Annotated in this window: 14 protein-coding genes; 8 read left to right on the top strand and 6 right to left on the bottom strand. The window is 73.8% G+C overall.

Annotated features, from left to right (window positions below; all coding sequences use genetic code 11):
* Positions 1-41 precede the first annotated feature (41 nt).
* Entirely contained in the window at positions 42-1,019 is a 978-nt protein-coding gene (locus AB0K65_RS30305) for a hypothetical protein (protein WP_365722141.1), read from the bottom strand.
* Positions 1,020-1,200: 181 nt separating this feature from the next.
* On the opposite strand from AB0K65_RS30305, the gene AB0K65_RS30300 reads away from it, so the two are divergent.
* A complete protein-coding gene (locus AB0K65_RS30300; RefSeq protein ID WP_365722139.1) occupies positions 1,201-1,485 on the top strand; it encodes a cation transporter in 285 nt (94 codons plus the stop codon).
* A 121-nt stretch (positions 1,486-1,606) separates the two neighbouring features.
* Positions 1,607-3,877 carry a heavy metal translocating P-type ATPase gene (locus tag AB0K65_RS30295; protein WP_365722137.1) on the top strand — a complete coding sequence of 757 codons (2,271 nt, stop codon included), beginning with the start codon at positions 1,607-1,609 and terminating at the stop codon, positions 3,875-3,877.
* A 135-nt stretch (positions 3,878-4,012) separates the two neighbouring features.
* On the opposite strand, the gene AB0K65_RS30290 is transcribed toward AB0K65_RS30295, so the two are convergent.
* The 3 genes from AB0K65_RS30290 to AB0K65_RS30280 form a co-directional block, all read right to left on the bottom strand.
* Positions 4,013-4,639 (bottom strand): LysE family transporter, encoded by a 627-nt coding sequence (locus AB0K65_RS30290; protein ID WP_365722135.1) that lies wholly within the window; start codon positions 4,637-4,639, stop codon positions 4,013-4,015.
* Positions 4,636-4,947 (bottom strand): DUF2087 domain-containing protein, encoded by a 312-nt coding sequence (locus AB0K65_RS30285; protein ID WP_365722133.1) that lies wholly within the window; start codon positions 4,945-4,947, stop codon positions 4,636-4,638. Before AB0K65_RS30285 ends, AB0K65_RS30290 begins: the two co-directional genes overlap by 4 nt.
* Positions 4,948-5,086: 139 nt before the next feature.
* Positions 5,087-5,752, bottom strand: coding sequence for a helix-turn-helix domain-containing protein (locus tag AB0K65_RS30280; protein WP_365722131.1), 666 nt, complete (start codon positions 5,750-5,752; stop codon positions 5,087-5,089).
* A gap of 117 nt (positions 5,753-5,869) precedes the next feature.
* Here AB0K65_RS30280 and AB0K65_RS30275 point away from each other — a divergent pair, with 117 nt between their 5' ends.
* The 4 genes from AB0K65_RS30275 (at position 5,870) to AB0K65_RS30260 (ending at position 11,583) form a co-directional block, all read left to right on the top strand.
* Positions 5,870-6,256 (top strand): VOC family protein, encoded by a 387-nt coding sequence (locus AB0K65_RS30275; protein WP_365722129.1) that lies wholly within the window; start codon positions 5,870-5,872, stop codon positions 6,254-6,256.
* 159 nt (positions 6,257-6,415) lie between these two features.
* A complete protein-coding gene (locus AB0K65_RS30270; protein ID WP_365722127.1) occupies positions 6,416-7,123 on the top strand; it encodes a hypothetical protein in 708 nt (235 codons plus the stop codon).
* A 288-nt stretch (positions 7,124-7,411) separates the two neighbouring features.
* On the top strand, positions 7,412-8,665 hold the full coding sequence (locus tag AB0K65_RS30265; protein WP_365722179.1) for a Cmx/CmrA family chloramphenicol efflux MFS transporter: 1,254 nt from the start codon (positions 7,412-7,414) through the stop codon (positions 8,663-8,665).
* 71 nt (positions 8,666-8,736) lie between these two features.
* Positions 8,737-11,583 (top strand): hypothetical protein, encoded by a 2,847-nt coding sequence (locus tag AB0K65_RS30260; protein WP_365722125.1) that lies wholly within the window; start codon positions 8,737-8,739, stop codon positions 11,581-11,583.
* Here the strand turns inward: AB0K65_RS30260 and AB0K65_RS30255 are convergent.
* Both AB0K65_RS30255 and AB0K65_RS30250 read right to left on the bottom strand, forming a co-directional pair.
* On the bottom strand, positions 11,571-11,867 hold the full coding sequence (locus AB0K65_RS30255; RefSeq protein WP_365722123.1) for a DUF4031 domain-containing protein: 297 nt from the start codon (positions 11,865-11,867) through the stop codon (positions 11,571-11,573). The genes AB0K65_RS30260 and AB0K65_RS30255 overlap by 13 nt on opposite strands.
* Before the next feature lie 123 nt (positions 11,868-11,990).
* The gene (locus tag AB0K65_RS30250; protein ID WP_365722121.1) at positions 11,991-12,347 is read right to left on the bottom strand and encodes a hypothetical protein; all 357 of its coding nucleotides are present in this window, start codon (positions 12,345-12,347) and stop codon (positions 11,991-11,993) included.
* A 102-nt stretch (positions 12,348-12,449) separates the two neighbouring features.
* Here AB0K65_RS30250 and AB0K65_RS30245 point away from each other — a divergent pair, with 102 nt between their 5' ends.
* Positions 12,450-13,394: a MurR/RpiR family transcriptional regulator gene (locus AB0K65_RS30245; RefSeq protein WP_365722119.1), complete on the top strand. Its 945-nt coding sequence runs from the start codon at positions 12,450-12,452 to the stop codon at positions 13,392-13,394.
* 151 nt (positions 13,395-13,545) lie between these two features.
* A partial coding sequence (locus AB0K65_RS30240) for an N-acetylmuramic acid 6-phosphate etherase (RefSeq protein ID WP_365722117.1) occupies positions 13,546-14,097 on the top strand: 552 nt, incomplete at its 3' end.

Genomic DNA, 14,097 nt, shown 5'->3' with positions numbered 1-14,097 from the left:
CCTCCATGAATGACGGCTACAGGTCTAGTCCAATGACCAGACTAGCCGTGCGTGTGCTCTCCCGCATCGTGCGCGCCGCCCCCGGTCGGCGCCGGCGCCTTCTCCGGCGCCGCGTGCCCGGCGCCCGCGTGCACCGTGAAGGCCGCCGTGCGCACCGTGCCTCCGTGCTGGAAGTCGAGGAAGAGACGGTACGTCCCCGGGCTGGGCGCCGTCGCCGTGAAGGAGACGTCCGGGCCGGGGCCGCCCTCCTCGGGATGGACGTGCAGGTAGGCGAGGTCGCCCTCGCGGAGTGCGACGAGGTGACCGTACGCGCCGAGATACGGCTCCAGGTCCGTGACCGGCTTTCCGCCCTTGGTGACGGTGAGCTTCAGCCGGCCGGCCTTTCCCGGAGCGAGCGCGCCGGCCAGGGCGACCTGGTAGCCGTCGACGGTCGCGGTCGGCGCGGCGGCCGGCATCGGCCGGGGCGCGTACGCGCCGGGTACGGACAGGTCCACGCCCAGGGTCACGTTCTTCGCTCCCTCGATCGCCGGCTTGAAGTCGGCGAAGGCCTTGTAGCCGCCCGCCGCCGGCAGGTCGACCGGCGTCGACCAGGTGCCGTCGGCCGCCCGGACGGGGTGCAGGTGGCGGTAGACCGTCAGGTCGCGCGAGGCGACGATGAAGTGCAGCTCCTTGCCGTGCTCGGTCTCGTACGCGGTGACCTTCCGGCCGGCGCCGTCCTTGACGGAGAACGTCAGCACACCTCTGCCGACGGCCGGCCGCGGCGTCTCGAGGGCGAGGGTGTAGCCGCCCTCCGAGACCTGGAGCCCCCCGGCGGCGGGTGCGGCCGCCTCGCCGTGCCCGGCGTGCCCGTCCCCGCTCCCCCGTGGCACCTCCGCTTCGCCCGTGGCGGCCGCGTGCTCGCCGTGCGCGGCCGGCCGCGGCTCGTCCGCGGGTCCGACGCCCTTGCCCACCCCGTAGGCGGCCCCGAAGGTCGCGGCGAGCGCGGCGGCATAGGCGGTGATCTTCACTCCGGTGTTCATGACAGCTCTCCCATGCGTGGGCGACCGTTCCTTCCGATGCACTTCACAGTACCCCTGGGGGGTATGAAGTCAAGCCGAGGGAGACGCTTGCGCCGAATACGGGCGGGGGGTATACATGAACCGAGCCGCGATACCCCCTCAGGGTATCTGGCGCCCTTGATCACCGACCGAGGAGGAACCCATGTCTTCCTGCTGTACTCCTGACGGCGGCTGCTCGACCGGCGCCGGCGAGGCCACCACCGCCGCCGCCGACGCCACCACCACCGTCTACGCCGTCACCGGCATGACCTGCGGCCACTGCAAGACCGCGATCACCACCTCCGTCGGCGAACTGGCCGGCGTCCTCTCCGTCGACGTCGACGTCTCCGGCGGCCGGGTGACCGTCACCACGGGCGGCGAGCCGGACGACAGCGCGATCGCCGCCGCGATCGACGACGCCGGCTACGCACTCACCGGCCGCGCCTGACCCCCGGCGCACGCACCACCACGGCCGCCGGGGCCCGTCCCTCCCGGGCCCCTGCCGCCGAGTGCCGGCGCACATGATCGGCCGCCACGCGAAGCGCACCCAGCCTCAGGAAAGAGGAGCCATGACCACGACCACCCCGGGCGCCGCCCAGGTCGAGCTCGCCATCGGCGGCATGACCTGCGCCTCGTGCGCGGCGCGTATCGAGAAGAAGCTCAACCGCCTGGACGGGGTGCAGGCCACCGTCAACTACGCCACCGAGAAGGCGAAGGTCACCTTCGGCGCGGACGCCGCCGTCTCGGTCGCCGACCTGATCGCGACCGTCGAGGCCACCGGCTACACCGCCCAGGAGCCCGCCCCGCCGAAGGCCCCCGCCACGGGAGACGCCGGGCCGTCCGACGAGGAGAAGGCCGACGAGGAGCTTCGGCCCCTGAAGCAGCGGCTGATCACCTCCGTCGCGCTCGCCGTCCCCGTCGTCGCGATGGCGATGGTCCCGGCGCTGCAGATCGAGTACTGGCAGTGGCTGAGCCTCACGCTCGCCGCCCCGGTCGTCGTCTACGCCGCCTGGCCGTTCCACCGGGCCGCCTGGACCAACGCCCGGCACGGCGCGGCCACCATGGACACACTGATCTCGGTCGGCACGATCGCCGCGTTCCTCTGGTCGCTGTGGGCGCTGTTCTTCGGCACCGCCGGCACGCCCGGCATGACGCACCCCTTCGAGTTCACGATCGCCCGCACCGACGGCGCCGGGAACATCTACCTGGAGGCCGCGGCCGGCGTCACCGCCTTCATCCTGGCCGGCCGGTACTTCGAGGCCCGCTCCAAGCGCAAGGCCGGCGCGGCGCTCAAGGCGCTGATGCGGCTGGGCGCCAAGGAGGTGACGGTCCTCAGGAACGGCCGCGAGGTCACCGTGCCCACCGCCGAACTCGCCGTCGGAGACCGCTTCCTCGTCCGCCCCGGCCAGAAGATCGCCACCGACGGCACCGTCGTCGAGGGCTCCTCCGCCGTGGACGCCTCCATGCTCACCGGCGAGTCCGTGCCGGTCGAGGTCGGCGTCGGCGACCCGGTCACCGGCGCGACCCTGAACGCCGGCGGCCGGCTGGTCGTCGAGGCCACCCGCGTCGGCGCCGACACCCAGCTCGCCCGCATGGCCAAGCTGGTCGAGGACGCGCAGAACGGCAAGGCCGCCGCCCAGCGCCTGGCCGACAGGATCTCCGCGGTCTTCGTGCCGGTCGTCATCGCCCTCGCCCTCGGCACGCTCGGCTTCTGGCTGGGCTCCGGCTCCGGCCTGACCGCCGCGTTCACCGCCGCCGTCGCCGTCCTGATCATCGCCTGCCCCTGCGCCCTGGGCCTCGCCACCCCGACCGCCCTCATGGTCGGCACCGGCCGTGGCGCCCAGCTCGGCATCCTCATCAAGGGCCCGGAGGTCCTGGAGACCACCCGCAAGGTCGACACCGTCGTCCTGGACAAGACCGGCACCGTCACCACCGGCCGGATGACCCTCCTCAGGGTCCACACCGCCGAAGGCACCGACGAGACCGACGTACTGCGCCTGGCGGGCGCGCTGGAGCACTCCTCCGAGCACCCGATCGCCCAGGCCGTCGCCACCGGCGCCGCCGCCGAGGTCGGCACGCTCCCCACGCCCCAGGACTTCGCCGGCATCCCCGGCCTGGGCGTCCAGGGCGTCGTCGAGGGCCACGCCGTCCTCGTCGGCCGCGAGAAGCTGCTCGCCGAGTGGGCCATGGAGCTCCCGCCGGCGCTCAAGACCGCCAAGGAGGAGGCAGAGAAGGCCGGGAGGACCGCCATCGCGGTGGCCTGGGACGGCGACGCCCGGGCGGTCCTGGAGGTCGCCGACGCCATCAAGGAGACGAGCGCCGAGGCGATCGGACGGCTGCGCGCACTCGGCCTGACCCCGATCCTGCTGACCGGCGACAACGAGGCCGTCGCCCGGTCCGTCGCCGCCGAGGTCGGCATCGACGAGGTGTTCGCCGAGGTCATGCCGCAGGACAAGGTCGACATCGTCAAGCGCCTGCAGGGCGAGGGGCGTTCGGTGGCCATGGTCGGGGACGGCGTCAACGACGCCGCCGCCCTGGCCCAGGCCGACTTGGGCCTGGCGATGGGCACCGGCACGGACGCCGCCATCGAGGCCGGCGACCTGACGCTCATACGAGGGGACCTGCGGGCCGCCGCCGACGCCATCCGGCTCTCCCGCAGGACCCTCGGCACCATCCGCTCCAACCTCTTCTGGGCCTTCGCCTACAACGTCGCCGCCCTGCCGCTCGCCGCGGCCGGACTGCTCAACCCGATGATCGCGGGCGCCGCCATGGCCTTCTCCTCGGTCTTCGTGGTCGGCAACAGCCTGCGGCTGCGCGGCTTCCGGGCCGCCGACCACTGACCCGCGCCGCCGCCCGGGGCCCGTCCGACGAGGAGGCAGGCGGAACGGGCGGGGTGAGGGCGGGCGAGGCGCCGGAGCCCCAGGACCGCAGGACCGCAGGACCGCAGGACCGCAGGACCGCAGGACCGCAGGACCCTACGCCACCAGGTGTACCGCCAGGCCGGTGATCAGGGCGCTCGACGCGAGAGCGGTGCCGAGGCGGCCCCGGGCGCTCGTCAGGGTGCGGCCGAGCAGGGCGCCGCCCGTCGCCAGGAGGAGCTGCCAGCTCGCGGAGGCGGTGAGGGCGGCCAGCACGAAAGCGGTCCGGTCGGGAGTCGTGGCGGGGGCCGAAGGGCCGGTCGCCAGGACCAGGGCCGCGAAGTAGATCACGGTCATGGGGTTGAGGACCGTGATGCCGAGGAACGTGAGGAAGGCGCGCCACGGGGTGGTGGGGTTGCCGTCGCCGCGCCGTCCGGCGAGCGCTCCCACGCGGTACGCGCGTACGGCCGTCCACGCGGAACGGGCCGCCAGGGCGACCAGGACCAGCGCCGAGATCCACCGCAGCGGGGTCATGACCGGCGTGAGCAGCGGGACGAGGGCCGAGCCGCCGAGGACCGCGACGAGGGCGTAGAGCCCGTCCGCCGCCGCGACGCCGAGCGCCGCGCCCGCTCCGGTACGCCAGTCGGTGCGGGCGGTGACCGCCACGAGGTAGGCGCCGACGGCGCCGACCGGGATCGCGATGCCGTAGCCGGCCAGCAGGCCGGCCACCACCGCGGCCGTCACGCGACGGACGGGATCGCGCCTCCGGGGGAGCCGGGCCGCTGCTGTCGGCGGTAGGCCGCGCCGTCCTTCGTACGGGAGAGCAGGCCGCCGGTCACGAGGTGGCGGCGCAGCGCCGGGAAGTCGTCGTGGACGGTGAGCAGCGCTTCGTTGACCTCGCGTTCGCTGTAGGAGCGGGCGGGCTCGAAGAGCGTCTCCGCCAGGTGGGCGAGGAGCTGCTCGCGGCGGGCCGGCCTGCGCGGGATCGCCTTCAGGCGTCCGGCCGTCGAGAAGAGGTCGGTGACCGGGCGGGGCTCGGGAGGGGAAGTCATAGGCGGAAGGGTGGCGCGCGGAAAGCGGGCCCGGCAACGGGTTTTCCCGGCCCCCGCGCTACGGCCGCCCGGCGCCCCCGTACGGGAGCCGGCCCGGCCGGTCAGCGCCGCCCCGCGCACCGGGAGCCGGCCCGGCCGGTCAGCGCCGCCCCGCGTACCAGGAGCCGTCGAGGGCGGCGGCGAGGAGGTCGAAGACGTGCTCGGCCTCCGGGACGAGGACGGCCGTGATCCGGTCGTCGGGGTCCCCGGCGAGGGTCAGTTCCTGGATCCGCCGGAACAGCAGGCGGTGCGCGGCCGCGATGAGGGCGGCGGCCGCCCGGGGGGCGAGGTCACCACCGGCACCGGGCCGCTCGCCGGCGCCCGCCTCGGTGTCGAGGGCGGCCAGGGCGGTGGCGAGTTCGTCCTCGCGCCGGTCGTGGAGTTCGCGCAGCCGGGCGGTGAGGGTCGGGCTGTCGACGATCATGCCGGCGAAGGCGGGGCCGGCGAACCCGGCCACCGGGTCGTGGTGTTCCAGGGCGGTGAGGCACTCCCGCCGCAGCGCGTCGAGCGGCGACTCGCCGTCACCGCGCCCGGCGACGGCGGCGGCCAGGCTCGCGGTGAAGGCCTCGTGGTGGTCGAGGGCCATGTCCTCTTTGCGCGCGAAGTAGTTGGTGACCGTCTTCTTCGCGACGCGGGCCGCGTCGGCGATCTCGGCGATGGTCGTCGCCTCGAAGCCCTGCTCCATGAAGAGCCGGGTGGCGTGATCGGAGATCAGCCGGCGCGTCTCCTGCTTCTTGGACTCGCGAAGTCCCATCTCGGTACCCATGGAGCAATCTTACACTTATAGCAAAAATAGTCTTGACGTAGAGAATCGACTCCCCATAAAGTTACGTCCGTCGCAAAGTTCGTCCGAACCGATTCTTCGCCACTCCCGGGAGCCTTCTTGAACGTCGCCACCTCCACCCTCTCGCTGACCGTCGACGACCCGGAGGCCTCCCGGGACTTCCTGACCACGTACCTCGGTTACCAGGTCGTCATGGCCGACGACGGTTTCGTCTCCCTGCGCCGGGAGGACGCCGCCGTCGACATCGTCCTGCTGCGACAGGGGCTCGAGGTCCTGCCGGCGGACCAGCGCGACCAGCACGCGGCCGGCCTGATCCTCGCCCTCACCGTCACCGGCATCGAAGCCGAGGAGGCGCGGCTGCGGGAAGCGGGCGCTCCCCTCACCATGCCGCTGCGCGAAGAGCCCTGGGGCGAGCGCCTCTTCCAGATGACCGACCCCAACGGCGTCGTGGTCCAGCTCGTCGAGTGGGTCACCCCGTCCGCCTGACGCCCACCTGGCGGGCCGACCTCCAGGCCACTCCCTCACCCCCGCGGCACTGCACGCACGCATACCCCTGAGGGGTACGCCCCCGAGGCGCGCGCAGGGGGCGCGGCAGGGCCGCCGGAAGGCGGCCTTACGGGCGACGGGGCACGGCACAATGCGCGTATGACCGCCGAAGAAGAGCACGCCGAGCACGCACCCGACCCCGCGCTGCTCCAGCGCTGGACCTCGACCCTGCGCGCGGCCCGGGCGGGGCGTGAGGGCCCCGACCCCCTCCCGTACGGACTGAACCTGCTGGCCCGCTGGGCCGAGCCGCAGCGCAAGTACCACACGGTCGACCACCTGCGGGCGGTGCTCGACCGCATCGACGAACTCGCCGACCTGGGGGGCGAGGGCGGCGAACTGGAGCTGGTCCGCCTGGCGGCCTGGTTCCACGACGCGGTCTACCGCCCGGACCGCTCGGAGAACGAGGAACGCTCCGCCGCCCTGGCAGAGAAGGCCCTCACGGAGGCCGGCCTGACGAGCCATGAGGTGACGGAGGTGGCCCGTCTTGTGCGCCTGACGGTCACCCACGACCCGGCGGAGGGCGACATCAACGGCGAACTGCTCTGCGACGCGGACCTGGCGATCCTGGCGAGCGACCCGGATACCTACACGGCGTACACGAAGGCGGTCCGCGAGGAGTACGCCTTCGTCCCGGACACGGCCTTCCGCGAGGGCCGCGCGGCGGTCCTCCGCCAGCTGATGTCCCTCCCCCGCCTCTTCCGTACGCCGTACGGCGCGGCGGCCTGGGAGGGAAGGGCCCGGACGAACCTGAGGGCGGAGCTGACCGCCCTGACGGCGACGAACTGCCCACCCCCGCCGCCGCGCTGAGGCTCCCCGGGGTCTTCATGGCGGGTTGCGAGGCGTGCGCCAAGGACGACGAGCCGCCGTCGCCGACGAGGAGTCCTTCCTCACCGGACCGGCGATCGCAGAAGGCCGCTGGGGTCCCTGACCGGCTCAGGGACCCCAGCGGCCCTCCCCATTCCCCCCCGCGTCCACATCGCAAGACATCCCCCACCCCCAGGAATGTCAGGCACAACCACCCCGTTGACACATGTCATGCCGTCTCCCTCCGCCGAGCCCACGACCTCCCCCGCCCCCACCGCCGCCCCCGCCCGCATGCCCCTGGCCGTCTACATCCTCGGGCTCTCCGTCTTCGCGCTCGGCACGAGCGAGTTCATGCTGTCCGGGCTTCTGCCGCCCATCGCCGAGGACATGGGGGTCTCCATCCCCAGCGCCGGGCTGCTCATATCCGCCTTCGCCATCGGCATGGTCGTCGGCGCCCCGCTGCTCGCCGTCACCACCCTCCGGCTGCCCCGCAAGACGACCCTCGTCGCCCTGATCACCGTCTTCGGTCTCGGCCAGATCGCGGGGGCCCTCGCGCCCGGCTACGGCGTGCTCTTCGCCTCCCGTGTCGTGAGCGCGCTCGCCTGCGCCGGGTTCTGGGCCGTCGGGGCCGCCGTCGCCATCGCGATGGTGCCGGTCGGCGCCCGGGCCAAGGCGATGGCGGTCATGATCGGCGGTCTCTCGATCGCCAACGTCCTCGGCGTCCCGGCAGGCGCCTTCCTCGGTGAGCACCTCGGCTGGCGCTCCGCCTTCTGGGCCGTCGGCGCGGCCTCCGCCGTCGCGCTCGTCGGCGTCGTGACCCGCATCCCGCGCATCCCCCTGCCCGAGACCACTCCCCGCCTCAAGCGCGAGCTGGTGATCTACCGCGACCGCCAGGTGCTCCTCTCGGTCGTGGTCACCGCATTCGCCGCCGGCGGCGTCTTCTGCGCGTTCTCGTACCTCGCGCCGGTGATCACGGACGTCGCCGGGATCGACACCCGCTGGGTCTCCGCGATCCTCGGCCTCTTCGGCATCGGCGCCCTGATCGGTACGTACATCGGCGGCCGCGTCGCCGACGCGCACCTCTTCGGGGTGCTGCTGAGCGGCATCACCGCCTCGACGGTCTTCCTGGTCGCCCTGGCCCTCTTCGCCTCCAGCCCGGCCGCCACGATCGTCCTCGCCTTCCTCCTCGGCGTCTCGGCCTTCTTCACCGCCCCGGCCCTCAACGCCCGCATGTTCAACGTGGCCGGCGCCGCCCCCACCCTGGCGGGCGCCACGACCACCGCCGCGTTCAACCTCGGCAACACCGGTGGCCCCTGGCTCGGCGGCACCGTCATCGACGCCGGCCTCGGGTTCGCGTCGACGGCCTGGGCCGGCGCCGCCATGACGGTCGTGGCCCTGGCCGCGGTCGCCCTGTCACTCCGCCTGACCCGGCGCACGCCGCCTGCTTCCGGCCACGTCGTCGCTTCCTCCGCCTCCTCCGCCGCCCCCACCTCGCCTGCCTCGTCCGCCTCACGGCCGAAGGCGGGCCTGGCTCGGGTGGACTGACCCCGACCGCCCCGGGCCCCCCTCAGAGCCGTGTGCGACGATCATGCATCGCTCACACCCATGGGGGGTTCATGCCAAGGGCATCGGCGTCCGCGAGACGCCCCGTTTCCGCCGTACTCGTCTCTCTCCTCGCCGTCCTCGGGACGCTCCTGCTGCCGGCCGGGACCGCCACCGCGCAGCCGGCGGCCGAGGAGTGCGTGCCCGTCGCCGAGGGGCGGTACGCGGGCGAGTTCACCACGGCCGGACAGACCTCCTGCCTGGAGCTGCCCACCCCGCAGGGCGCCCGCATCGCGGCCCTGACCTCACGCGGAGGCGCCGGCGTCCGCGCCGCCGTCCAGGTCGTCGACGCGGACGGCACCGAGCAGTGCGCGCCGGTCGCGCTCGCGTCCGGGACCTGCGCCCTCACCGGCACCGCGCCGTTCCGCGCGACGGTCCGCGCCGCCGACTCCACGGAGACCGGCGCGTACGGCGTCCACTTCGTCCGGACGGACGTTCCCCAGCCCGGCTGCCAGGCGCTGCCCGCCGCCACCTTCGCCGACGACTCCGCCGCCGTACGGATGGCCACCGGCGACGATGTGTTCTCGCACTGCCTGACCATCCCGGCGGACGCCCACTCCCCCGCGGAGCTGTTCCGGTTCCGGTACGCCTTCCCGGACGACCGGGACCTCTTCCCGGACTACACGCAGAGGCTGATCGACACCGACGGCAACGGCGCGGAGTGCTACACCCACCCCGCACCCGGCCAGCAGCTCCCCTTCGACGTCCTCAGCAGCTGCTCGCTCGCCCCGGGCAAGGCGTACACCCTCCTGCTCGAAGGCCAGAACGCGCCCGCCACGCACACCGTCGTCCGCCGCGACGTGACCGCCGCGGCCAAGGGCTGCGCCACCTCCCCCGCGACCGCCATCGGCGCCCCGGCCGTCCAGGCCGCCTCGGGGGAGAACGGCACGCTGCGCTGCCACCGGGTCACCACGGGCGCCGCGACGGACCGTCTCTCCATCGACGCGCGCGACACGGGGGACATCACCCACACCCTCGTCATGAACACCCAGGGCCGGGTCATCTGCCGGCTCGTGACCCACGCGTGTGACGCCACCGGCTCCACCGGCTACCAGGTCGTCACCCAGGCGCCGGAGGGCTGGTCCCTTCCCGAGTCGTACCGCCTCGACGCCTGGCGGACCTCCACGGCCGCGGGCCTCGCGGCGGAGTGCCCCCGGGCCGTGGCCTTCACCACCGGCCACGGGCCGCTGACCGGCACCCTCTCGGAGGAGCGCACCGCGGCGTGCGTCGTACTGCCGACCGTGGACGGGGACCGCCTCACCGCCCACGTCACGGAACCCGACGGCGGGACGCCCCTCGCGCGGCACACGCTGTACGGCAGCCAGGGGCAGCAGCGCAACCACACGTCGGAGTACACGGCCGACGGCCAGAGCCTCTTCGTCCTCTCCCTGCCGGAAGGCACCGAGCGGACCGCGTACCGCGCCTCCCTCTCCTGCGTCAACGCACCCTGCGGCGCCGAGGAGCCGTCCGTCGGCACCGTCACCCCGGGCACCGCCCAGGCCGGTACGGTCGCGACCCTCACCGTGACGGGCACCGCGCTGAGCAAGAGCACCACGGTCAGGCTGACCGGCGGTCCGGCGCCGCTGACCGCCACCACCGTCGAGGTCTCCGAGGACGCGCGGACCCTGAAGGCGACGGTCGACCTGCGCACGGCACCGGCCGGCAGCTGGTACGTCAGCGTCCTGGCGTACGGCAAGGAGTACGCGCGCGGCTCGCTGACGGTGACGCCGGCCGCCTCCGGACACGGCACCTACAAGCCGGTCACCCCGACCCGGCTGATGGACACCCGCAGCGGCCTCGGCGTCGCCCAGGGCAAGGTCGGCCCGGGTGCCACGGTCACCCTCCAGGTGACGGGCAAGGCGGGCATCCCGGCGGCCGGGGTCACCGCCGTCGTCCTCAACGTCACCGCCACCGCCCCCACCTCCGGCAGCTTCGTCTCGGTCTACCCCGACGGCACCACCCGCACCAGCGCCTCGAACCTCAACTTCACGGCCGGCCAGACCATCCCCAACCTGGTGGTCGTGCCCGTCGTCAACGGAAAGGTCGCCTTCTACAACCGCGCCGGGTCGGTCGACCTGCTCGCGGACGTGGCGGGCTACTACACCACCGACGGCACCGGCTCCACCTACAGGCCGGTCACGCCCACCCGGCTGATGGACACCCGCGCCGGCCTCGGCGTCCCCCAGGCCAAGATCGGGCCGGCCGGCACGGTGACGCTCCAGGTCGCGGGGGTCTCCGGCATCCCGGCGGCCGGGGTCACCGCCGTCGTCCTCAACGTCACCGCCACCGGCCCCACGGCGACGAGCTTCGTGTCGGTGTACCCGGACGGCACCGCCCGCACGAGCGCCTCGAACCTCAACTTCACGACCGGGAAGACGATCCCCAACCTGGTGGTCGTGCCCGTCGTCAACGGAAGGGTGAGCTTCTACAACCACTCCGGCTCCGTGGACCTCCTGGCCGACGTGGCGGGCTACTACACCACCGACGGCACCGGCTCCACCTACAGGCCGGTCACGCCCACCCGACTGATGGACACCCGCGCCGGCCTCGGCGTCCCCCAGGCCGAGGTCGGGCCCGGCGGGACCGTGAGCCTCCAGGTCGCGGGGGTCTCCGGCATCCCGGCGGCCGGGGTCACCGCCGTCGTCCTCAACGTCACCGCCACCGGCCCGACCTCGGCGAGCTTCGTCTCCGTGTACCCGGACGGGACGACCCGCACCAGCGCGTCGAACCTCAACTTCACCGCGGGCCAGACGATCCCCAACCTGGTGGTCGTGCCCGTCGTCAACGGAAAGGTCGCCTTCTACAACCGGGCGGGGTCGGTCGACCTCCTCGCCGACGTGGCCGGCTACTACACGTCGTAACGGGGGCGGTCCTCCCCGGGCGCCGGCCGGCCCTTCGGCCGGCGCAGCCCCGCCTCCGTGATCCTCCGGACGAGTTCCTTGGAACCGACCTCGATGGCGCCCGCCGCCACCGCGTCCGCGTACCGCTCCGACGGGATGTCGTAGTGGTCTCGCTCGAAGGCGCGGGGCGGGGCGCCGATCGAGGCGGCGAAGGCGTGCAGCTCGTCGTGCGAGACGTCGCTGACGAGGTGCGACCACATGCGGCCGTGGCCCGGCCAGGTCGGCGGGTCGATGTAGAGGGCCACCTCAGACCCCCGCCGCCGCGGCGGTCCCGGCCCCTGCCGTCTCCGCGCCGGCCCTGATCGCCCACGCGCCGGTCCCTGCCGCCTTCGCCCCGGCCCCCGTCGTCTCCGTACCGGCCCCGGCCCTCACCGCAGGCCGCCCACCGGAGCCACGACCACACCCGCCTTGCCGCAGACCCAGTGCGGGTCCGGCCCCAGCTCCGGCTCCACGTCCAGGGCGTGCGGGTCGCCCGACGCGCAGACCGGGCAGAGCGGCCAGCGGCCGTACCGCTCCAGAAGCGCGTCCTGGACGTCCTGCGCGACGAGCCCGGCGACGTACGTGATGCCCTCGGGCCACTGCTCCACCCACCACCGCCGGTGCGTCACCGCGTCCTCGACCATCGAGACGACCTCGGCCGCGGCCACCTCACGCGCCGCCAGATCGGCGAGAACCAGGGCGCGGGCGGTGTGCAGTGCCTGCTCCAGGGAGTCGATGTCGTCCATGGACTCATTGTCACCCCATACGCCGCGACGGCGAAGATCCCCTCCGCATCCGGACCCATCAGGGGTCTTGACGCCCCTCCGGGCCGAAAATATCTTTCAGATGTGACCAATGACGTGAAGGAAATTTTCAGCGGCGGCTCCGGGACGGCGTCCGCGCCCGGCAACGCCCCGCCCGCGCCCGCGGCCCTCGCCGCCAAGGTGCGGACCCTCGCGCCGTCCATGACCCGCTCCATGCAGCGGGTCGCCGAGGCCGTCGCCGGCGACCCGGCCGGCTGCGCGGCCCTCACGGTCACCGGCCTCGCCGAACTCACCGGCACCAGCGAGGCGACCGTGGTGCGCACCGCCCGCCTCCTCGGCTACCCCGGCTACCGCGACCTGCGGCTCGCCCTCGCCGGCCTCGCCGCCCAGCAGCAGTCCGGACGCGCTCCCTCCGTCACCGCGGACATCGCCGTCGACGACCCGATCGCCGACGTGGTCGCCAAGCTCGCCTACGACGAGCAGCAGACCCTCGCCGACACCGCCGCCGGGCTCGACACCGTCCAGCTCGGCGCCGCCGTCACCGCCCTCGCCACCGCCCGCCGCATCGACATCTACGGCGTCGGCGCCTCCGGCCTCGTCGCCCAGGACCTCGGCCAGAAGCTCCTGCGGATCGGCCTGCTCGCCCACGCGCACAGCGACCCGCACCTCGCCGTCACCAACGCCGTGCAGCTGCGCTCCGGCGACGTGGCCATCGCGATCACCCACTCCGGCTCCACCGGCGACGTCATCGAACCGCTCCGCGTCGCCTTCGACCACGGCGCCACCACGGTCGCCATCACCGGCCGCCCGGCCGGACCCGTGACGCAGTACGCCGACCACATACTCACGACCTCCACCGCCCGCGAGAGCGAGCTGCGCCCGGCGGCCATGTCGTCGCGCACCAGCCAGCTCCTGGTGGTGGACTGCCTCTTCACCTGCGTCACCCAGCGCACGTACGAGACGGCGGCCCCCGCGCTGGCGGCCTCGTACGAAGCCCTCGCCCACCGGCACGCGCCCCGGACCCGCTGACCCGCCGTACCCGTCGGACCACCGCACCCGCACGGAGCAGCCCCCCACGCAGCCGAAGTCCACGCCGCCACAACCGCACCCGCACCCGCACCCGCACCCGCACCCGCACCCGCTGATCGTCAACGACGACGACGCACCGAAAGAGCAGCACGTGTCCTCTTCGTACTCCGAACTGCGCGCCCAACTCGCCACCCTCACCACCGAGGCGTTCCGCCCCGAGCTGGCGGAGATCGACCGGCTCCCCACCGCCGAGATCGCCGCGCTGATGAACCAGGAGGACCAGACCGTCCCCGCCGCGGTCGCCGCGCAGCTGCCGCGGATCGCCGCCGCCATCGACGCCACCGCCGCCCGCATGGCCGACGGCGGCCGGCTGATCTACGCGGGCGCCGGCACGGCGGGCCGGCTGGGCGTCCTCGACGCGAGCGAGTGCCCGCCGACCTTCGACACCGACCCCGGCGAGGTCGTCGGTCTGATCGCGGGTGGCCCGTCGGCGATGGTGAAGTCCGTCGAGGGCGCGGAGGACTCGCGCGAACTGGCCGCCGAGGACCTGAACGCCCTCGGGCTGACCGCGCGCGACACGGTGGTCGGCGTCTCCGCCTCCGGCCGCACCCCCTACGCCATCGGCGCCGTCGCGCACGCCCGCGAGGCGGGCGCGCTGACCATCGGCCTGTCCTGCAACGCCGACAGCGCGCTGGCGGCCGCC

Source organism: Streptomyces sp. NPDC053755, from assembly GCF_040677675.1.
Taxonomy (GTDB): domain Bacteria; phylum Actinomycetota; class Actinomycetes; order Streptomycetales; family Streptomycetaceae; genus Streptomyces.
The sequence above is the reverse complement of the archived record's forward strand: the minus strand, read 5'-3'. Positions and strand labels throughout refer to the sequence as shown.